Source organism: Ruegeria sp. TASC047, from assembly GCF_059612445.1.
In genome coordinates this window covers 43112-63854 of record NZ_JBXWQP010000053.1, presented here as the reverse complement: position 1 = coordinate 63854, position 20743 = coordinate 43112, and the positions used below count along the sequence as shown (strand labels likewise).

18 protein-coding genes and 1 pseudogene are annotated in these 20743 nt (G+C 56.0%); 7 read left to right on the top strand and 12 right to left on the bottom strand.

Features of this window, described 5'->3' with window-relative positions; genetic code table 11:
• Positions 1–49: 49 nt before the first annotated feature.
• From AC2FLO_RS18600 to AC2FLO_RS18570, 7 genes are read right to left on the bottom strand one after another with little or no spacing between them, the layout of a single operon-like run.
• On the bottom strand, positions 50–1414 hold the full coding sequence (locus tag AC2FLO_RS18600) for an aminotransferase (protein WP_496753338.1): 1365 nt from the start codon (positions 1412–1414) through the stop codon (positions 50–52).
• Positions 1407–2981 carry a trimethylamine methyltransferase family protein gene (locus AC2FLO_RS18595; RefSeq protein ID WP_496753339.1) on the bottom strand — a complete coding sequence of 525 codons (1575 nt, stop codon included), beginning with the start codon at positions 2979–2981 and terminating at the stop codon, positions 1407–1409. The genes AC2FLO_RS18600 and AC2FLO_RS18595 overlap by 8 nt, the downstream gene beginning before the upstream one ends.
• Positions 2978–5044: an FAD-dependent oxidoreductase gene (locus AC2FLO_RS18590; RefSeq protein WP_496753340.1), complete on the bottom strand. Its 2067-nt coding sequence runs from the start codon at positions 5042–5044 to the stop codon at positions 2978–2980. The genes AC2FLO_RS18595 and AC2FLO_RS18590 overlap by 4 nt, the downstream gene beginning before the upstream one ends.
• Before the next feature lie 60 nt (positions 5045–5104).
• Complete coding sequence (locus AC2FLO_RS18585; protein ID WP_267366085.1) at positions 5105–6166, bottom strand: extracellular solute-binding protein; 1062 nt, start codon at positions 6164–6166, stop codon at positions 5105–5107.
• Between the two features lie 17 nt (positions 6167–6183).
• Complete coding sequence (locus AC2FLO_RS18580) at positions 6184–7281, bottom strand: ABC transporter ATP-binding protein (RefSeq protein ID WP_496753341.1); 1098 nt, start codon at positions 7279–7281, stop codon at positions 6184–6186.
• Positions 7278–8066, bottom strand: coding sequence for an ABC transporter permease (locus tag AC2FLO_RS18575; RefSeq protein ID WP_480588105.1), 789 nt, complete (start codon positions 8064–8066; stop codon positions 7278–7280). Before AC2FLO_RS18575 ends, AC2FLO_RS18580 begins: the two co-directional genes overlap by 4 nt.
• Positions 8063–8920 carry an ABC transporter permease gene (locus AC2FLO_RS18570; protein ID WP_496753342.1) on the bottom strand — a complete coding sequence of 286 codons (858 nt, stop codon included), beginning with the start codon at positions 8918–8920 and terminating at the stop codon, positions 8063–8065. The genes AC2FLO_RS18575 and AC2FLO_RS18570 overlap by 4 nt, the downstream gene beginning before the upstream one ends.
• 130 nt (positions 8921–9050) lie before the next feature.
• Here AC2FLO_RS18570 and AC2FLO_RS18565 point away from each other — a divergent pair, with 130 nt between their 5' ends.
• From AC2FLO_RS18565 to AC2FLO_RS18550, 4 genes are all read left to right on the top strand, one after another.
• Positions 9051–9689: a TetR family transcriptional regulator C-terminal domain-containing protein gene (locus tag AC2FLO_RS18565; RefSeq protein WP_496753343.1), complete on the top strand. Its 639-nt coding sequence runs from the start codon at positions 9051–9053 to the stop codon at positions 9687–9689.
• Between the two features lie 254 nt (positions 9690–9943).
• Positions 9944–10489, top strand: a complete 546-nt coding sequence (locus AC2FLO_RS18560) for a COG4315 family predicted lipoprotein (RefSeq protein ID WP_496753344.1) — start codon at positions 9944–9946, stop codon at positions 10487–10489.
• A 6-nt stretch (positions 10490–10495) separates the two neighbouring features.
• Positions 10496–11041 (top strand): RNA polymerase sigma factor, encoded by a 546-nt coding sequence (locus tag AC2FLO_RS18555; RefSeq protein ID WP_496753380.1) that lies wholly within the window; start codon positions 10496–10498, stop codon positions 11039–11041.
• Positions 11038–11784: an anti-sigma factor family protein gene (locus AC2FLO_RS18550; RefSeq protein WP_480588098.1), complete on the top strand. Its 747-nt coding sequence runs from the start codon at positions 11038–11040 to the stop codon at positions 11782–11784. The genes AC2FLO_RS18555 and AC2FLO_RS18550 overlap by 4 nt, the downstream gene beginning before the upstream one ends.
• 55 nt (positions 11785–11839) lie before the next feature.
• On the opposite strand, the gene AC2FLO_RS18545 is transcribed toward AC2FLO_RS18550, so the two are convergent.
• The 4 genes from AC2FLO_RS18545 to AC2FLO_RS18530 form a co-directional block, all read right to left on the bottom strand.
• On the bottom strand, positions 11840–12073 hold the full coding sequence (locus tag AC2FLO_RS18545; RefSeq protein ID WP_496753345.1) for a hypothetical protein: 234 nt from the start codon (positions 12071–12073) through the stop codon (positions 11840–11842).
• 614 nt (positions 12074–12687) lie between these two features.
• A complete protein-coding gene (locus AC2FLO_RS18540; RefSeq protein ID WP_496753346.1) occupies positions 12688–13020 on the bottom strand; it encodes a YegP family protein in 333 nt (110 codons plus the stop codon).
• Between the two features lie 306 nt (positions 13021–13326).
• Positions 13327–14901, bottom strand: coding sequence for an arylsulfatase (locus tag AC2FLO_RS18535; protein WP_496811739.1), 1575 nt, complete (start codon positions 14899–14901; stop codon positions 13327–13329).
• A 19-nt stretch (positions 14902–14920) separates the two neighbouring features.
• On the bottom strand, positions 14921–15757 hold the full coding sequence (locus tag AC2FLO_RS18530) for a TauD/TfdA dioxygenase family protein (protein ID WP_496753348.1): 837 nt from the start codon (positions 15755–15757) through the stop codon (positions 14921–14923).
• 90 nt (positions 15758–15847) lie between these two features.
• On the opposite strand from AC2FLO_RS18530, the gene AC2FLO_RS18525 reads away from it, so the two are divergent.
• From AC2FLO_RS18525 to AC2FLO_RS18515, 3 genes are all read left to right on the top strand, one after another.
• The gene (locus AC2FLO_RS18525; RefSeq protein WP_496753349.1) at positions 15848–16798 is read left to right on the top strand and encodes a LysR family transcriptional regulator; all 951 of its coding nucleotides are present in this window, start codon (positions 15848–15850) and stop codon (positions 16796–16798) included.
• 163 nt (positions 16799–16961) lie between these two features.
• Positions 16962–17909, top strand: a complete 948-nt coding sequence (locus AC2FLO_RS18520) for a DMT family transporter (protein WP_480588086.1) — start codon at positions 16962–16964, stop codon at positions 17907–17909.
• A 266-nt stretch (positions 17910–18175) separates the two neighbouring features.
• The gene (locus AC2FLO_RS18515) at positions 18176–20203 is read left to right on the top strand and encodes an oxidoreductase (protein ID WP_496753350.1); all 2028 of its coding nucleotides are present in this window, start codon (positions 18176–18178) and stop codon (positions 20201–20203) included.
• A gap of 35 nt (positions 20204–20238) precedes the next feature.
• Here AC2FLO_RS18515 and AC2FLO_RS18510 read toward each other — a convergent pair.
• Positions 20239–20625: pseudogene (locus tag AC2FLO_RS18510) on the bottom strand (IS6 family transposase); the annotation flags it as partial.
• Between the last annotated feature and the right edge of the window lie 118 nt (positions 20626–20743).

The following is a 20743-nucleotide window of genomic DNA, read 5'->3' as shown; positions in this document are numbered from 1 at the left end:
CCGCTACGGTAGCCGATCTCCAGGTTTTCGCAGCGACAGCCTGCAACAGTCACCGGCCACTGATCCTGCCGAGCCACTCGGATGTCGCTTCTAGCCCTTGTCGCAGAATAGCAAACATATGCTCGATTTCGCTTTTTGTAATGATGAGGGGCGGTGAAAGAACACACATGTTGATCACGGGTCTTACAAGCAGACCGCGTTTCTGGCATTCCATATCGATACGACTGCCAATCTCATAGTCGCGCCCAAGCTCGCTCTGGGGATCGCCATCGACTGAGCACTGAACACACCCCATCAATCCCATCCCACGCGCATCGGCCACAATGTCAATCTGGCGCAACTGCTGCAATTGATCCTGAAAAATCGGGCCGACATTTCGAACGTGTTCGAGTATCTTTTCCCGCTCGAAAATCTCGATGTTTTTCAACCCGGCAGCCGCGCTGACCGGATGGCCCGAATAGGTGTAGCCATTCGAAAAGGTGGCATCTTTTCCCGCAACATCCGCTATCAGCCGATCTGAGATAATCGCGGCCCCCATCGGCGCATACCCGGATGTCATCCCCTTGGCGCAGGTGATTATGTCGGGCTGAATGCCAAAGACAGCCTCGGAGGCGAACCAATGACCCAATCGGCCGAAAGCCGTGACAACCTCGTCTGATATATACAGGACATCATACTTCCTGCAGATGTTCAGGCAGCGTGCGTGATATCCGATTGGTGGCACGATGACACCGCCCGAGGCCAAAACTGGTTCAGCGATAAAAGCGGCAACATTTTCCGGGCCAAGTGCCACAATGGCGTTTTCGAGATCGGCAGCTTTCTCGTTCAGAAAGCTCTCATCGCTTTGACCGGGCGCGCGGTAAAGCGGGTTCACGTCCGGCAGGAAATGCGCCAGGTCGTCGGCCTTGTCGAGCCAAAGCCTGTCACGTTCTTTTCCACTGACGCTGGCTGCCAGATAAGTGCTTCCGTGATAGGCTTTTTGCCTTGAAATGATTTTCTTTTTCTCTGGCCGACCCATAAGGTTGTTGCGGAAATGGACAAACCGGATGGCTGTATCAACCGCGGTGGAACCGCCGGTTGTAAAGAAGACATTATTCAGATCGCCGGGCGCACGTTTGGCGATTTCGCGGGCGAACTGTGCCGCAGTCGAGTTGGTGTTGTTGAAGGGTGAGAAATAGGCAAGATTCCGGGCTTGCTCGGCCATTGCTTCGGCCATTTCCGCGCGCCCATACCCAATCTGGGTGCACCACATTCCCCCCGGTCCGTCGATCAGGCAAGCACCCTTTTCGTTTATCAGATGGATGCCGCTGGCGCCTTCGATAAAGGTGCGGTCGTTTTCGCCCAAAGCCTCCATCCCTTCCCACGGGTGCAGGAAGTGGTCGTTGTCCCATTGCTTGGCGTTGGAGTTATCCATGGCGGGCCATGCTTTCCGCGCTTAGTACAATAGGGAATTCTTCGCGCACCCGAGCGTCCAAAGCACCAAAATAATTAGGAAAATGGCTGTCGAGGATGGAATTCGCCTTGTTGCGGGCGCGGTCCAACAGATCCATTTTCCCCTCATTCTCCCAAGTGTCCGTACGCTCGCGGTCCATCAGCTGAGGGTAGACAAATTCGCTGTTCATATAGCTCAGCGTGTGCGGATTGCCGAGGAAATGACCCGGATCTATGGCACATTGGTGGATCACATCCACCGCCATGGTTTCATCAGTAACCTCTATCCCACGCAACGATCGCAGGATCATGCCGCCCGCTTCGTCATCGATGACCATGCTTTCAAAGCTGCATCCCATCAGGCTACCGATCATGCCACCAAACTCGCACAGGCGATTGGCACCGGCATGCGCCGCAAGGGTAAAGGTCAGCGCCTTTTCCAACCCGTATTGCGCATCAGGTAATTTTGCATCGGTCATACCTGCGCCCACCGAAGTGGGAAGGCCGTAAAAGTTGCCCATCTGAATTGCTGCGGCACCGATCAGCGCCTGTTCGCCACTGCCACCGGTGAAAGACCCGCTGCGCAGGTCCGTAATGAAGGGCCAGGCCGCAAAGCAGATGGGGCAACCCGGCGTGATCAGGTTGACGATGGCAACGCAGGCAAGTGTTTCGGCCACGGTCTGAACCAGCGTTCCCGCAAGCGTCGCAGGTGCCGTGGCCCCGGCTTGAGGTGGCACGGCCAGATCGACAGTCAGGCCAAGTTTGGCGGTATCAATCAGGATCTCCATATTTTCCTTGCCGATCCGTAAGGGGGAAACAATGGGGCAGCCGCCGAATATGACGCTTGGCTTATTCAGGAAAGCCCCCTCGCCCCCTTGGGCCAGATCAAACATGCGGATGGCATGTGGAATGTGGCTGCGGTCACGGAAAGTCAGGCAGGCGGGTTTTTGGCTGCCCGCAAGCATGGCATAAATGGTGTTCATGTCATGGGTGAAGTCATCGGTCACATCCGTCGCCAGAACCGTGTCGCCCAGCATGTGTATGTTTTCCAACCGGTCGACCAGGCGGGTGAAATCATAAACATCACGCAGAACCGACGGACGATAGGTTTTGGTTTTGGAATCGAATGTTGTCACGGCGGTGCCGGAATTGGCGAAATAGACGCTTTCTGCCGTGCAATGCATGTCGTCCTTACCTTCGCGCTCCCCTCGGGCATAGACGTAAAACTCCTTGGCGGCACCTGCCAGGATGTCCTCCATCAGGGCGCGTGGGAAGCACAGCCGGTTGAGGTCACTCAGCACTGCACCTTTGGGAAGCACCAGCTCAAGCAACTCCGGGAAATGGTCGGTAATTCCGGTTTGTTCCAGGACGGTCAAGGCCGCATGATGGATGTTCTCCATATCGGTCTGAGTCAGCGGTCTATAGCGCCCGCCGCTCAGACCCCCGCGTACGGCTTCGTTACCCGTGGTCGTCTGTTGTACCTTCAGACGCGCTGCGCGCCCCCCGCCCCCGCGACGACGTGAACGGGGTGCTTCATTGGTGCTGTTCATGTTGCATCCTCTGCCAAATCAATAATCTCACGGCGAAACCAGTCTTTGTCTGCATCGGCCTTTGGGCGTTCGAAATCGCGGGCGGCGCGATGGCCTGCAAAAACCGCGTCTGCGATCAGCCCCGGCGACGCGGCATCACCAATGAGGTCAAGGGTTTTCAAACCGGCTCTCTTCAGGCTGTCGAAAAGGGCGGTTTCACGCTGACGCTCGGTCACAAGAACCGTTGAGGCGCACGGGATTTCAGTTTCGCGGCCTGTAAAGACACAGCCGATCCGCACCGCGTCGCTCTGAACCGCCGTAAGCACTTGATTGCAGAGGATATCGACCCCCAGTTCGATCATGCGGGCCTGGATGCGGGACTGTTCCAAAGTATGAACGGCGTAGGCCGAAACCAAACTCTCTGGCGTGGCAAAAATGACCTGATATCCGGCTGCCGCAAGTTTTTCGGCAATCACTCCCGCCAGATAGATATGATCATCATCATAGATCATCACCGGACCGTCCGGGGGCAGAACCCCATTCATAATGTCACCAGGCGTCAACACCTTGGCATCCGGCGTGATCGTGGGCAGACGGCGCTGCGTGTTGCGACCCACGCCGTCTGCGCGCCAATGGCTGCCGGTTGCAACAAAGACATGCTCGATGCCAAGCTCGGCGACTTGTCCGGCTTCGAGCTTGCTGTCAGTGAATAACTGAACGTTGGCCCGCTGTTTCAGATCGTTCAGGCGATAGTCAACCACCCGCGACCAGGCGGCGAGGCCTGGAAGTCTGCTTTCCCTACCTACCCGTCCACCAAGTTCGGCCGAGGCCTCGGCCAGTGTCACCTGATACCCGCGCCGTGCCAATTGCATGGTGCATTCCAATCCCGCAGGTCCACCACCGATGACCAGCACTTCTGCGTCGCTTTTTTTCGGCGCGATGATCTCGGGGTGCCAGCCGCGGCGCCATTCCTCGCCCATCGTTGGGTTTTGCGTGCAGCGGATCGGAATACCCAGATTGTCCGACGACACGCAGATATTGCAGCCGATGCATTCGCGGATTTCGTCGATCCTGCCTTCCTCGATCTTTTTTGGTATGAAAGGGTCCGCAATGGATGGCCGCGCGGCACCGATGAGGTCGACAATTCCCTTTTTGACCATCGACAGCATCATGTCCGGGGACGTCAGTCGGCCCACGCCAACAACAGGTTTTCGGGTGATCTGTTTGACGTGGGACAGAAACGCGTTCTGATAGCCATCTTCGGGCTGAAAACGGGTCGTTGCGCTGTCATTGGACCAATCCGCGACATTCACGTCCCACAGGTCGGGAAGATCGGCCAATAGCTCAACAACCGCGCGGCCTTCTTCTGCTGCCTGCATACCGTCGGCGCCCATCATCTCGTCAATGGCAAAGCGGAACGCAACGGCACAGCTGTCGCCTATGGCATCGTGGGTGTCTTCCAGCAACTCACGGGTCAGCCGCACGCGGTTTTCAAGCGACCCCCCATATTCATCGCTGCGTTGGTTCATATGGGCCAGCATGAAATGTTGCGCCAATGTCATGTTGTGCCCGGCATAGACATAAACGATGTCAAACCCGGCCTCTTTCGCGCGCAGGGCCGCGTCGCGGTGCCAGCGGCGGAGTTCCCGGATATCGGCCTTGTCCATGGCCTGCGCGTGCTTTGGTTGCGTCGTATCCACAGACATCTCGGACGGTGCAAGAACCGGAGCGCGGGTTAGCAGGTTTTGCGCGTGGTTGCCGTTATGAACCAGCTGTATGGCCGCCAACGCGCCATGTGCATGCACTGCATCCGTCATCAGCCGCAGCGCAGGCACATCGCGTGCGTCCCACAATCGCCCTTCGGGGAACGGGGACAAGTCCGAGGTCGGATGAATCTCGGTCTCCTGATTGGACACCACCGCCCAGCCACCTTCTGCTTTCATGCCCCGTACGGCAGCGTCCGCCCGCGGCCTGAGATGCCCCATCCCGGTGCAATGCGGCACCTGATAAAAGCGGTTTCTGGCTGTGACGGGCCCGATCTGGACCGGTTCGAAAAGCAGAGCATATGGGTTCGCGTTCGACATAATCACGCGTTTTCCTGTATTTGAGTTCCGGAGCCTTAAGGCTCCGGATAGTGGGTTATGTTAGAAGCCGGCTTTGATCCGCTCGAATTCGGCCAGCATCTTCGCCTCAAGCTCGGGGTTCACAGCATCAAAGAACAAACTGCCCTCGAAAAAGCTTTTGGGATCGGAAAAACCATAGGCTTCTATGCTGCCCTGATCGGCGATTTCGAAAGCTTTTGCGTTGGAATGCGGGTAACCCCAGTTGTCGATGATGTACTGACCACTGGCAGGGTCCGTAAGCGCGTTCAAAAGGTCATAGACCTGATCGACCGGTGTCGTGGACGATTTCAGATGCACATAGCCACACGCCCAGGTCGCGATGCCCTTGTCCACGTTGCGCATCATGGCCGCGGGCACTTCGTTCCAGATCAGGTTTAGTTCGGACTGGTTCCAGGCCCACCCCATTTCGATCTCGCCACTGGTCATGGCCTGGTCAAACTGACCCGCATCGGACCAGTAAAAACGCATATTCGGGTGGATCGAGCGCAGGAAATCCGATGCTTCCTTGAATTGCTCATCGCTCAGGTTGGTGTAGTCATCCGCGTTTCCGGTGGCCAGCGCGGCCAGGGCATAAGCAGACGATGCGGCATCCGGGATGGCGATTTTGCCTGCATAGGCCGGGTCCGCCATCAATTGCAGTGAGATGTCATCCCCTGATATCTTGTCGGTGCGATAGATAAGACCTGTGTTCCCCCATTCGAACGGCAGCATGTAAAGCTGGCCGTCCAGAACGATGGCGTCGACCTCTTTGATCTCGGGCAGCACATCCGCCCAATTGGTCAGCTTGCTTTCATCCAAAGGCTGAATCAGATCAGCTGCGACCCATTTTCTGACCGCGTCAGAACAAGGATGTGCCAGATCAGCGGTAAAACCGGAACTCAGCTTGGTAAAGGCTTCTTCCTGGCTTCCGAAATAGGAATAGCTTGGCGCTTCATCCCCGTATTTTTCCATGTAGCTGGCAAAGAATCCGGGATCTTCATATCCCGACCAGTCAAAAACCGTCAGATCTGCGCCACCTGCACTGGCAATGCCTGTCGTTATTGCCGTCGCACATGCGAAGGCCGCAATTCCCTGAAGTTTCATTCTATCCTCCCTCTGTTTTATTCCGAGATCGTACCAAGATCGATCACGCTAGCCGCCTGAAGCCCCAGCCAAACGACATCGCCGCGTTTAAAGTCGACCGTGTGGAAATAGTTCGGAACCGAGACCGAGATTGGTTTCTCGGCCCCAGCCACTTGAATGTGGTAGTGAATATTCTCACCGTAGAAGGCGACGTTGCTGACAGTGCCCTGAACCGTTGATGGGTAGTCTTCAGGACGGTCCGCAGCAATCTCCAACTGTTCCGGTCGAATACCGATGTTCATGTTTCTGGCGCTGGTCGCCACATTGGGGTTTCTCTCGATTTCCATCCGCCCGAAGGCAGCCGCATCGATTGACAACATGTCACCGCTTTCGCTCAGTAACCGGGCCGGCAATATGTTCATCTCACCGATGAAGCTGGCCACTTGTTGATCACAGGGACGGGCATAAAGCGTCGTTGGCGTGTCAACTTGTTTGAGTTGTCCGTTGAACATCACGCCGATACGGTCGGACATGGTCATAGCCTCGTACTGGTCATGCGTGACCATCACAAAGGTAATGCCAAGCGACTGTTGCAGATTGCGCATTTCAAACTGCATCTGTTCGCGCAGCTTCTTGTCAAGCGCTGACAAGGGTTCATCCAAAAGCAACACCTTTGGCCGCATGATCAGCGCGCGGGCAAGCGCCACCCTTTGACGCTGCCCGCCCGACAACTCGCTTGCGCCGCGATCCTGAAGACCACCCAGTTCAACCATCTCCAAAGCTTCGGCGACGCGCTGGTCGATCTCGGCCTTGGGTGCTTTGCCCCGCAACCCGTAGGCTACGTTGTTCCCGACATTGAGGTGTGGGAAGATTGCGTAGCTTTGGAAGACCATGTTCGTCGGGCGGTTGTTGGCGGGCACTCCTTCCATATTCTGACCGTCAATCAGCACCTTCCCCCTGGTGGGTTCCTGAAAGCCCGCGATCATGCGTAAAACCGTGGTCTTGCCACATCCCGAAGGACCGAGGAGCGAAAAGAACTCGCCCTCTCTGAGGTCAAGGTTTATTCCGCTCGCGGCCACAAATGTTCCGTAGCGCTTTTCGACGTCCCTGAGCTCTATGATGTTTCTGTTTGTCATCGGACCTCTGATGCGGATGAACGGCGGCGGAAGTATTCGGCCAGAACCAGAAGCAGAACCGAAGTCAGCAGCAGGATCGACCCCAGCGCCAACACATTTGGAAGCTTGGCGGGGAAACGGATCTGGCTCCAGATGTAAACCGGCAGGGTTGGCTGGTTGCCGGACAGGAAAAAGGCAAGGACGAATTCATCGAAACTGACGGTGAATGTGACCAAAACACTTGCTACGATACCGGGGGCGACGACCGGCAGCGTCACGCGGCGGAAGGTTTCGAACACACCGACGCCCAGATCGTAAGATGCTTCCTCCAGTGATGCGTCGAAGTCATCAAAGGCGGATTTCAAGATCGAGACAGAGAACGGCAGCGCGAGAAACGTGTGGCCCAGAATGACGGTCAGCAATGACGGCTTGAGACCAAGAAACAGAAACAGGACCAGCATTGAAGAGGCGACGATAATACCTGGGATCACCAAAGGCAGCATCACCAGACCTTCTGCCGCGCGTTGACCCCGAAAACGGTACCGAACGAAGGCACGGGCGGCGAACAGCCCCATGGCGGTCGACAGAAGCGCAACAACAGTGCCGACGGCAAGCGAGTTCCAAAGCGCCTGGATCAACGTGTCCTGCTCGCCTAGCTTACGATACCAGTCCAGTGTCCAGCCCTTAATCGGGAACGCAACGATTGTGCCGCTATTGAAAGAGAACAGGGGCAGGAACAGAACCGGCAGGTACAGAAACAGCAGATACAGGAACGCATAGGCTGTCAGGGTCGAAGGACGTCTCATCTGATCCGCCTCCCCAGCCGCGTCGCGGACATGACAAACACGATGGCCACAAAACCCACCGAAAGCATTGCGATCAGCGACAGCGTGGCCCCAAGGGGCCAGTTGTTGGCGGCCCCGAACTGCACCTGAATAAGATTGGCGATCATCTTCCCGTCTGAACCACCAACCAAAGCCGGGGTCACATAATCACCGACGGTAGGGATGAAGATGATCAGGCAAGCAGCAATGATACCTGGGATCGTCAGTGGCAGGGTCACCCGCATGAAACGTTGAAAGGGGCTGTTCCCAAGATCTGTTGCAGCCTCAAGAAGGCTCGGATCGATCTTTTGCAGTGAGACATAGATCGGCAGGATCGCAAATGGTGCCCAGGCATGAGCGAGCGTCAGCACGACTGCAAATTCGTTGTAGAGCAGGAAGTCGAGAGGTTCGCTGATCAAACCCAGCGCCAGAAGCGCAGAGTTCATCACGCCGTTGAACCCCAGAATGAGCTTCCAGGCAAATACGCGCAGCAGATAGCTGGACCAAAACGGAATGGTGATGAGCAGAAGCCAGATGGTCTTTTTCTGGGCCTTCATCGCGATAAAATACGCGATGGGATAGGCCAGTGCGACGGTGACTACGGTCACCGCTCCGGCAATCCAGATTGATCTGAGCATCAGGTGCCGGACCAGCGGATCCGCAAACGCATCGCTGTAATTCTTCAGCGTCGGTGTCTTGTCGAGCGTCACATAGGTTTGGGTCCAGAATGAATAGGCAATCAGGATCACCAATGGCGCCGCGACCAGAAAGCCCACGTAAGCCGTGGCTGGCGCGCTAAGGGTATATCCCCGGGACGCTTCGCTGCGAAAGATCACCCAACCTCCCTTCCCGCAATTCACGAGTCACTAATGGACGATCGTCCATTAAATGTTGCGCCAGAATGGCCTTTCGTGTCAATATTCCTGTGAGCTACCTCTATGAGACATTCACAAACGGTTGGTAACATTGAATAAAGCGCAAAGCGTCAAGGAACAAAAACGCGGTTCAAAGCGGGATCCGGAAGCCAATAAACAGCTACTGATCGACGCGACTCTGGACACGATTGCCGATATTGGGGTGACCGATACCTCGGTCAGCCGAATCTGCGAGCGCTCCGGTCTGTCACGCGGAATGATCCATTTGCATTTCGGGGGTAAGGACAATTTACTGACCGCAGCCGCCCAGCATTTCAGCACCGAGTATTATGCCGAGATGGACAGAAGGACAGATCTGGGCGCGAGCGCAAGACCCGAAGACCGTGTTATGGCAGTGATTGAGGCCGACCTGTCAGAAGCACTGCTCAATCCCCGCAGTACTAAAATCTGGCATGCGTTTCGGGGTATCGCAAGCTCTCATCCAGGTATCGCCCGTTACAGCAGCACTCAGGATGACAAACTTGTCGAAACCTTGCGGTCCGCGTTTACAAAGATAGCCTCGGAAAACAGGGGCGACCCGAACCTGGTAGATGACGCAACCAGCGGAACGCTGGCCTTGCTGGAGGGGATGTGGGTGAACTACCTAACCGATATGCAGGGATTTTCACGCCGCCGCTCTGTCAACCTTGTTCGAAGGTTTTTATGCGGACTTTTCCCCGGAAAATTCTAGGTCTAAGCCTATGCGACGTTCCAATTCAAATTGGATAGCTCGGAGACAGAAGTTTCTGAGAGATAATTGTTCCGGGCGCATGCAATCAGCTCGCCTGTGCTTTCGTTTTGCAAGATTTGCGATAGCCGTACCAACACTTAAATGTCCTTACTTCAGATACTGATAGGTGACGAAGCGCCCTGCCCCTCGGGCGCAAACGCGCTTGTCCCACTTGTCTAACAGATACAGGTTCTTCGTACCCAAACTGGATTTGAGTGACCTTTCCCGTAGGCTCGGAATTCGGCTTTACCATCAAAACAATGCCCACACGCCGCCGAAAAAATGTTTCACTTTGGGGAATTTTTTCCAGGCGCCTTCGTAGTTGTATTGTCTGCCATCCGGCAGACTTGAAACAGTCGGAGAATCCAATGTCCCTCAAATCCCTCATTTTTGCTGGCATCGCGCTAGCTGCGACTACAACCGTTTCTTTTGCGGATGGTCACACCGGTGCGCCAGCCGTAACTGGCAAGCTCAACGGAGAAACCTTCCTGATGGATGCGCACAAGATGACTCTCTATACCTTTGACAAGGACGAATCAGGCGTTTCGAGTTGCTACGATGACTGTGCCACCAAATGGCCGCCGCTGATGGGTGATGCCAACATGGAACTGAAAAAAGGCTACAGCCTGATCGAACGCAAGGATGGCAGCGTTCAGATCGCCTACAAAGGAAAGCCGCTTTATCTATGGTTCAAAGACGAAAACCCTGGGGACATGACAGGGGACGGTGTAAAAGGTGTTTGGCATATCGCACGCCCCTGAACCTTGGTGCCGGGGGAAGGTTTCCTCTCCCGGCTTGCGTACATGCTTCAGTCATTTGAAAACCAGCTTGAAAACTGCCTCCCCGATCTTTGGCGTTATGCCTGGTCGCTAACCCGTGATCGGGATGCGGCGGATGATCTGGTGCAGGATTGTGTTGAACGCGCCCTGCGCAAACGATTGCTTTGGCTTCCGGGGCGGCCGTTGAAACCATGGCTCACTAAAATATTGTTGAACCTCTACCGGGACAGGTGGCGTCGAGAGGCCAGATTCAACACTGTCGATCTAGACAACATTTCGACGCTGGCAGCAACGACAAGCACGGTCGAAGAATGGTTGGAACTCAAGGCCGTCTGGAAAGCGCTGGATTCTGTTCCTCAAGATCAGCGAGAAGCCCTTCTTTCTGTTGTGATTGGTGGGTTAAGCTATGACGAAGCGGCCACAACTTTGTCTATTCCAAAGGGTACGCTGATGTCGCGGATCTCGCGCGCCCGCACTAAAATCAAATCTGAAATGGACGCTTCAGCCGCCGTGAAGATCAGGAGCGTGAAATGACGCACACCCCATCCATAGAAGACCTGGTTCAGCGTAGCATAGACGGTGAATTGTCACCGGAAGAAAGCGAACGCCTTGACCGTCACCTTGAACATCACCCGGACGATGCAGCGCGCATCCGTGCGTTTCAGCGTCAATCAGACCTGATAAACAAGGCGGTCCCTGTTCCTTCTGCGGCACATCTTCGAAGTCTGCGGAAACAGGCCAAGCCGCCCTCGCCAGTCTCTTTGAGGCTGGTTGCTTCGGTCGCGGTTTTTGCCGTTGGTTTTGGTTTGGGGTCTTATTTGCAACCTTGGGAGAGCCGAGCAACCGACGATCTGGCATTGTTTTCGCAACACGCAAAAGCGGCGCATTCTTTGTTCGCCGTTGAAGTTCTTCACCCTGTGGAAGTCGCCGCTACGGAAAAAGATCACTTGCAAACCTGGCTCTCCAATCGTCTGGGCTCTGCCATTATCGCGCCACAACTTGGGGAAACCGGGTTTACCCTGATTGGAGGACGCCTTCTGCCTGCAGGCGACCATGCCTCAGCTTTATTTATGTATGAGAATGCAGAGGGTGATCGGTTGAGTTTGATGGCCACGCATGGCGACACAACTCAAACCCAATCATTCCGGTTTCGACAAGAGGACGGGTATCTTGTCGTCTTCTGGCAGGACGGACCCTGGCAGTATACCTTGGTCGGGGACCAGCAGCGCGACCCGATGGAACACATCGCCCGCTTGGCGCATGGTCAAATGATCTAGAAACCGCTTTCGACGGCTTGGCTCGCGCAGAAGATTTGCGACAACACCTTTGGGGTTATGGCAGATCATCCAGCAACATCGGGTACAGCAAGTTTCCTGCCTGCGGCCCGGCCCCGAGGTAATCAACCGATTGATCGGTTGACTCGTTGTACCGCCGGTACCGTTCGATCTTGTCATATAGCCCGTTGACGATGGTTCGCTGCTCTGAAACCCGATAAAGAGCAACGGTGCGTCTCGACGGGCTGGTTTGTTCCACCCGGACGATGCCCGAACGGACGATCAAAAACATCTCACCGTAAGCGCCCGGTGAAAACAGTTGGAATCCGTCTAGTATAGTCAGATTACTTCCTGCGGACTTGAGCCGGTCGAGAATGGCTGGCTCCAGTTCTGTTGGGTCACCGCTTTACCTCCGTCTCGCACTCCCTCCCGGATTTTTAGCCTTGGGGACCTAGCGAGCAAACCCAATTTGCCTGTGACAAACCCACCCGCGCGGAACCAAAGTTGACGATTCTACTACGGTCTAAATAGCGACGGCATCAGTGGAGATGGCGACTCGATTGGCCTGCCAGTTGGGCGAACTGCTGAAATGGACGGAGTCCAGGGGAGATCTGCCCTTAGTGGATCATGTTTTCCAGTTTAATGGTCGTCAGGGCAAATGCGGTTGAAGCAAAGGATTTGATTGCCAGCATGGGTCTGATTCCTCTGTCGCTAAAACGCCAGTTTTGTTCGTTAGGCACGGATTTGAAACAGAATCGAGACGAAACGCTTCACAACGCGCTCGCGCCTACGGGTTGATTGATGAGTGCTTTCGGCTTGGTTGTTCAAGCCTTTGTGCGAGATGCCTCCATGCATCTTGCCTTCGCAGTTTACACAAATGGAAGTGGTAAGAGTTACCGTGTCAGGTCACGTTAGATCGTCGACACGTGCGTTAGGTGCGTTCCGTTTGACGGATTCGATCCCGTTATCCCGCCCTGAAGTGCTGGTATAGCTCTCGCTGGTGCCGATCACCTGACCGTTGCTGGCCTTCAAGTTGAACATATGACCGCCGGACTTGGTTTCCTTGCGCTCGTACCGGCCGTCATCCGGCGCGTTCTTTTTGACTGACTCGATCCCGTTCGTGGCATTCGCCTTTTGAACATATCCTTCACTGGCCAGAATGACTTCACCATTCCCGGCTTTCAGACGAAACCGAAATTCACCAGCCTTGTCTTTATATATCTCGAACTTCCCGGCCATTTGACGCCTACTCCTCTGTTCTACTTTCGATTTTTTCAAATACATTCCTATAATTACACATTCGTCTCAAGAAAAAAGATGAGGCGAGCAATCTACCCAGAGCAAGATACCCCCAAAGTCACAGGTAAGATCGAAATGGATAATCTGATGCTGGCTTCGGTTCCATTCGTTACACCTCGCCTGAACTGGCAGGATGCGAGCAAACCCGTCCTTTACCAAGGGACCTCAGCAGCCACCTAGCGATCAGCTTCAGCCATCCGCGTTCTCCATCCCCCACGCCGCCAGCAGTTTCGGCAACGCTTCGTTTCAGTCCATCACACCGACGGTTTCCGCCCAAGCCTGGTATTGATGGATCATGTCTTTCTCAAGGGCGGCGTTGCGATCCGCTAGGTCGGTCAGCTCGGTACGGTCGGCCTCGATGTCGTAAAGCTCCCAGGGGCGATCGTGCAGTCGAACCAGCTTGAACTGGCCCAACCGGATGGCGGCATTGCCCTCGTGCTCCCAGAAGATAGGCTGCTCGCGCTGCCAGTCCTTGCCCTTCATTAGACCTAGCAGAGATTCCCCTTGCAACGGTTGGGTATCATGACCGCCCACCTCTGTCTGATAGGCGCCTCCGGTGGCTTCCAGGATGGTCGGCAGAATATCGACCACATGGCAGGCTGCATGAGCCGTGCCGCGCGGTTCGAACCCATTTGGCCAATGGGCCACCAGTGGGGTGGAGATACCGCCCTCGTGGACATAATGCTTGTAAAGCCGGAACGGCGCATTGGAGACATTGGCCCACGGTTTGTCATAGCTCTGGAAGGTTTGGGCATCGCCGGGGCGCAGACCGGTCACATTGCCCATGGTGATCTGTCTGCCGTCATGGGTGCGGTCGGGATAGAACTTGGCCCAGCCGTCCTCGGCCATGAACTCGGCGCAGCCGCCGTTGTCTGACAGGAACAGGATCAGCGTGTTGTCGAACTGACCGAGCCGTTTCAGGGCCGCAACCAGCGTGCCGATCGACTGATCCATGCGGTCAACCATCGCCGCGTAGGTGGCCATCTTGCTGGCCTCCCAGTCCCGGTTCTGTTCCTGCTCCCAACCATGTAAAGTGCTGTCGCGGGGCGAGATGTCCCAGCCGCGCTGGAACACACCCTGACCGTTCATGGTTTCATGGCGCGCGGTGCGAATATGGTCCCAGCCTTTTGAATAGACCCCATCGTATTTTGCGATGTCCTCGGAGTGGGCGTGCAACGGCCAGTGCGGCGCTGTGTGGGCTAGGTAAAGGAGGAAGGGTTTTTCTTCCGCCACAGCGCCTTCGATCATACCAATAGCCTTTTGGGTGATGGCGTCGGTGAAGTAGAAGTCATCGGGGAAGGTTTCGACCCGACTGTCATCCTCCAGCATGTAATGCGGCGAAAAGAAATGTGTGGCCCCGTCCATGATCCCGTAAAACCGGTCAAAGCCGCGTTGGCGCGGGGTTGGGTGTTCGACGTCGCCAACCCGCCAACTGTCCACCTTGCGGGCTTCAAAATCGCCCGCCACATGCCATTTCCCCGACATCAGCGTGGCATAACCGCTGGCGCGCAGATGCTCGGCAATCGTGGCACTGTCATTGCGCAGGAAGCCCTGATAGGCAGGGGTGCCCAGATTGGCGCCCATGTGGCCAACGCCTGCATTATGCGGATAAAGCCCGGTCAGAAGCGAAGCACGGGTGGGGCAGCAGCGGGCGCAGTTGTACATCGCCGACAGCATAACGCCGCCCCGCGCAAGGGCGTCGATGTTGGGGGTCTGGATTTCAGAACCGGCGCAGCCGAGATCGGCAAATCCCATGTCGTCCGCAAGGATCAGGATGACATTGGGCCGGCTGGTTGCTGCCTGTGAGTTGAGGTGGGTCATTGCGATACTTTCGCTAAGGTCAGGCCGCAGCAGCGGGCGCGAGGGGCACGCCCTCAACAGTGACACGATGCATCAGGCGGCGGAAGCCGTGATAATCATTGATCGCCTTATGCCAGGTGGCGCGGTTGTCCCACATGGTGATGTCACCGGCCTGCCAGCGCACACGGCATTGAAATACGGGTTGCTGGCAATGGGCATAGAGCATGGCCAGAAGCGCCTCGGACTCAGCCGGGGCCAAACCCTCGATACGGGTGGTGAAGACTGGGTTCACAAAAAGGCTACGCCGTCGGCTCAGGGGATGCGTGATAACAACCGGATGCCGGGCGTCCTGGGTTGCGGCCTCTGCATTGCCCAGACGTCCTGACTTTACTGCCTCGCTATCCATTACGGCAGCGCCGAACACATGCCGCGAGGAATGCACGGCCGTCAGCTCGCCGAGAAACCGGCGCATCGGGGCCGAGAGCGCCTCGTAGGCGGCCCCCATTGAGACAAACAGCGTATCGCCGCCGTAAGGCGGCATTTCGATCGCATGCAAAATTGAGCCCATCGCCGGTTCCTGATCATAAGAATGATCGGTATGCCAACCTTCTCCAACGGCTTCTTTCTGGTCCTTCTCTTTCAGCACCATGGCGATCTCGGGGTGCCCTTTGACCGGCTTGAAGAACCGGTTCACGTTGACCGGCCCGAAACGGCGGGCAAAGGCCAGGTGATCTTCCGGACCCACATCCTGCCCCCTCAGCACAATCACCGAGTATTTGGCAAAAGCGCACTCAATGGCGTCAAAATCTGCATCGCTGCGGACATCCGCACCCAGAATTTCGGCACCCAGCCCCCCCGTCAGTGGAAGAATCTCCATGTGAGTCTCCTGTTTGTCCAAAAAGCAGCATAGGGCTTGCCAAAAGGTCGGTAAAACTGATTTAATACACCTCAAACGTCTGTTTTTTTGATGATTAATTTTACCCTTCGCCAACTCGCCTACCTGTCAGAAACCGCCCGGCGGGGCGGTATTGCCCAGGCCGCCCGGCAACTGAATGTTTCTCCCGCCGCGATTGCCTCAGCGGTGGACAAACTGGAGGCGACCACCGGCCTGACCCTGTTCGACCGCTTTCCGGCGCAAGGCATGCGGCTGACGCCTGCGGGAAAGGAATTTTTTGCCCAGGCTGAGGCGCTGCTGGCGCAGGCCGCGGCGCTGGACAGGCAGGCCGAGAACCTGGCGTCAGGACGCACTGGCAGGATCCACATCGGCACTCATCACGCACTGGCACAGCGGATCGTCCTGCCTGCGGTGCTTGCCTTCCGCGAAAGCTACCCAGACGTTCGTGTCGAGGTGAAGGAAGCGGATTATCCGACCTTGGTGGACGCACTGGACAGTGGCGAAGTGGATGCGCTGGTGGTCTTTGACCAGGGGTTCGATCTCAAGCGGCATGAGGCAGAAGTGCTGCTGGAGCTGCCGCCCCTGGTTCTGCTGTCAGGCGAACACCCTTTGGCAGCAAAAGCCCGGATCAGCCTGTCCGACCTGATCGGACTGCCCTATATCGCTGTATCACCAGCCGGGCCCGGCCCTAGCTATCTTCAACTGCTGCAGGCCGCAGGCGTTCACCCCGAAGTGCCATTCCAATCCCAATCACGCGAGCTTGTTCAGGCCTACGTCGGCAAGGGGTTCGGCTTCACCCTGGCAGGCTTCCCGCCCAAGCAGGATCGCACGATTGAAGGCGACCCCATCGTTGCGCGACCGCTCGAGGAAAGCATCGGACACTACAGGGTGGTGATTGCCCGCTCTCGCCAAGCAGTGCAGACAGCGTTGATTGACCGGTTTCTAGAGGTTTGCAGGTCGCCGATCTCTGTGCCTAGCCTTGCAGGTAAACCGTTGAATGAAAAAGCCAGTACATCTCGTTAGCGAATCCTGAAACAAGGCAGTTGATGCTGCCGTGCGGGTCATGGAACCTGCGGTTCGCTGCATGAGCAAACTCCGACTCTGCCCGAGCTCGGGAATATCGGGACTTTTGCCTGGCGTCGCATTGAGAACAGACACGCATTTGGCGACAGTTCTTCATGATGGAATGACCTCAGCTGATTCCACACCTCAATCCACGGATCGCACCCTTGCGGGCGTTGCACTGATGCTTGGATTTTGCCTGACTGCTCCCTTGCTAGATGTAGCTGCCAAGCTCGCATCGGCCAGTGTGCCAGTTGGGCAGATAACGGCCGCTCGCTTTTTATTGCAATGTGCGTTGATGGGACCGTTTGTCTGGAAAATGGGACTGTCATTGCGTGTCGCGAGCGGTGAATTGATGGTACTTGTATTCCGCTCAATACTTTTGCTGTTCGCGACTTTTTGTTTCATTACGGCTATCCGAGTGATGCCGCTTGCTGATGCCCTCGCCATCGTGTTTGTGGCACCGTTCATTGTCTTGCTGGTCGGCAAGTTTTACCTTGGTGAAGATGTCGGTCCTCGTCGCGTCGGGGCAGCTCTTGTGGGGTTTGTCGGCGTATTGTTCGTCATCCAACCCAGTTTCGCGGCTTTCGGCGCAGTGGCAATTATTCCTCTCGGTACGGCTGTTGCTTTCGCTTTCTACATTCTTGTGACGCGGGGCTTGTCGCGACGGATGCACCCGGTGGCTCTGCAATTTCACACTGGCCTGGTTGCCAGTCTGTTTTGCATTCCAATCTTATTGGTTGCGCAAGGTTCTGGCTCCGAACTTTTCGATCCCGTTTGGCCGAAAGACATTGCGCTGTTGTGGCTTCTTGGGACCGGTTTTTTTGCGACGGTAAGCCACATGATGATGACTTATGCGCTTTCGTTTGCCCCGTCTGCCACATTGGCTCCTTTGCAGTATTTTGAGCTGCCGGTAGCAACCTTGTTTGGCTACCTTGTCTTCAATGACTTTCCGAACAGGCTTAGCCTGCTTGGCATTGCCATCATCATCGGTGCAGGTCTGTACATGATACATCGCGAAAGAGTTACTGCCAGACAGTTGATCACAGCGCGCGCAGCACCTCCAATCTAAGATTGCACGTGATTGCAACCTTGTGCAGACCTTGATGGATCGAGCGGCCCCTGCCAGGTTCCCTTCTCTGCTCAAAGGGTGTTCCACCATTGGATTTCCTGGTCGGGTCGCCTTTTCATACAGCAATGTCGGAAGCAGTGAATTCTTACGCATAGCTTCCCAAGTAAAGTGCTTTCGACAACCAAACTCATCAGGTGTTGAAACTGACCAGCGGAGCCGACCCTGGACAGTTTTCAAACAGCAGACTTGGCCGAAGGGGCACGAAAGTGGCGCACCTACTCGATCCGTTTCAATTGAAACACCTGACTTTGCGCAACCGCATCGTCAGCACGTCCCATGCGCCGAATTTTGTCGAAGATGGCCATCCCCGGGACCGCTACAGGTTGTATCACGAGGAAAAGGCAAAGGGCGGGGTTGCCCTGACCATGGTCGGTGGGTCGACCAATATCGCCCCTGATAGCCCATCGGTGTTCGGCCAGCTTTATGCCGGTGATGACAGCGTCATTCCATGGTTTCGGAAACTAACGGATGGCGTTCACGAACATGGTGCCGCGATCATGTGTCAGATCACTCATATGGGGCGCCGCACTGCATGGGATGATGGCCATTGGCTGCCTGTCATAGCTCCGTCCAGTATCCGCGAACGTGCACATCGTGCCTTTCCCAAGGCCATGGAACAAGAAGACATCAACCGCGTGATTGACGATTTCGCAGCCGCTGCGCGTCGCTGTCAGCAGGGAGGATTCGACGGGATCGAGCTCCTGTCCCACTCACACCTTCTGGGGCAATTCCTGTCCCCGCTGACAAACAAGCGCGACGATGACTATGGTGGAACGCTGGAGAACCGCATGCGCCTGACCTTGCAGGTGCTCGACGCCGTGCGCGCCGAAGTCGGCGCTGATTTCATCCTGTCGATGCGCATCACCGGCGATGAACTGACCGAAGGAGGGCTGAACGCCGAAGAATGCATTGCCGCAGCCAGGATGCTGGAAAAATCCGGCGATGTCGACCTGCTCAACATCCTTGCCGGCGCGCCTTACGATGATCTTGGCTTGGCCGAATGGGTGCGCCCTATGGGCCTGCCGGCGGCACCGCATATCACCGTGGCCGGGCGCATCCGTGATGCCGTCGATTTGCCTATCCTGCACGCAGGAGGGATTGCGGATATTGCCACGGCCCGCCACGCGGTCTCCGGCGGCCATGTCGATCTGGTGGGCATGACCCGCGCACAGATGGCAGATCCCTATCTGGTAGAAAAACTCGCGCGGGGGGAAGAAGAACGCATCCGCCCCTGTGTCGGCTTGGGCTACTGCGTGGACCGGGTCAATCAGGGCAAACCTGCCGTTTGCGGACACAATGCCGCCACGGGGCGTGAGCAGACCTTGCCTCATATCATCGCCTACAGCGACACCCGAAAGAAAGTTGTTGTCGGCGGCGGCGGACCCGGCGGACTGGAGGCCGCACGGGTCTGCGCCCTGCGCGGTCACGAAGTCGTGCTGTTCGAGGCGTCGGATCGGCTGGGCGGGCAGTTGGTTCTGGCCTCTAAAGGGAAAACGCGCAGACAGGTCTGGGGCGTAGCTGACTGGTTGATTTCCGAAGTGACTTTGCTTGGAATCGATATCCGCTTGAACACCTATGCCGAAGCCGATGACGTGATATCCGAAGCCCCCGATTTGGTGATCGTTGCAACAGGCGGCTGGCCCGAAACCACAGTTATCCCCGGCGGCGATCTGGCGATTTCCAGTTGGGACGTGTTGTCGGGAGAGGCACGTGTCTCGGGCGAGGTGCTGTTGTTCGATGAAGTCGGCGACCACCCTGCGGCTGTAACTGCCGACGCGCTGGCAGGCAATGGTTGCAGTGTAAATCTTGTAACCCCGGACCGGGCACTTCTGCATGACCTTGGCCCAACGACCTCTGCCGTCGCCTTACGCGATCTGGCTGCCAATGGAGTTACCTTCACCTGCCTGCAGGAGCTCACCTCCCTGGTACACGAAGGTGATCGAGTTCGCGCCAGCTTTCGTCATGTGTTAACGGGGAATGTCACTGAACGTCTTGTTGATCACGTAGTCGTAGAACATGGCCTGTCCCCGATGGACGGACTTTTTCACGATCTCAAACCAAGCTCGCGGAACCACGGGCAGGTTGAACACAAGGCGCTTATTGGTGGGACATTTCCATTCGTTGACACCAATCTAAGCGGCCATTTCCATTTGGCCCGAATTGGCGACGCAGTTACAAGCCGAAATATACACGCCGCAATTCTCGATGCATTGCGGATATGTGTAACTGTCTGAAAGAAATTTCACTTCTTTGCTGACCAATGGAGGAAGCCAAGACGCTTTATCAGGCGGCGCAACAACCGTTTTGCGGCCCGTTTGTCCCGCTTCGGTTGGAGTATTTCGTCCAGCACGATGCCATGCAGATCGACCGCGCGCCAAAGCCAATACCTGCGACCAGCGATTTTCACGACAACTTCATCGAGATGCCAGACATCACCAGGACGGTCCTGACTTGGTCGCAAGTTTCGAGCCATCATCGGTCCGAACTTGATCACCCAACGCCGGACAGTCTCGTAAGAAACGCCGATCCCGCGCGCTAGCAGCATCTCTTCGACTTCGCGAAGGCTCAAATTGAAGCGGAAATACAGCCACACAGAGTGGGCAATGATCTGAGGAGGAAGTCGATGACGCTTGTAGCTTATGGATGATGAGTTCATCTATGCGATCTATGTCTAAATCCAGACATGAGCAACCGATCTAGGGTTAACGTGACAACACCCTCCAGCTTCGTCCATACAACTCTAAAAGGAATTTTTGACAGATATCCTCAACTCA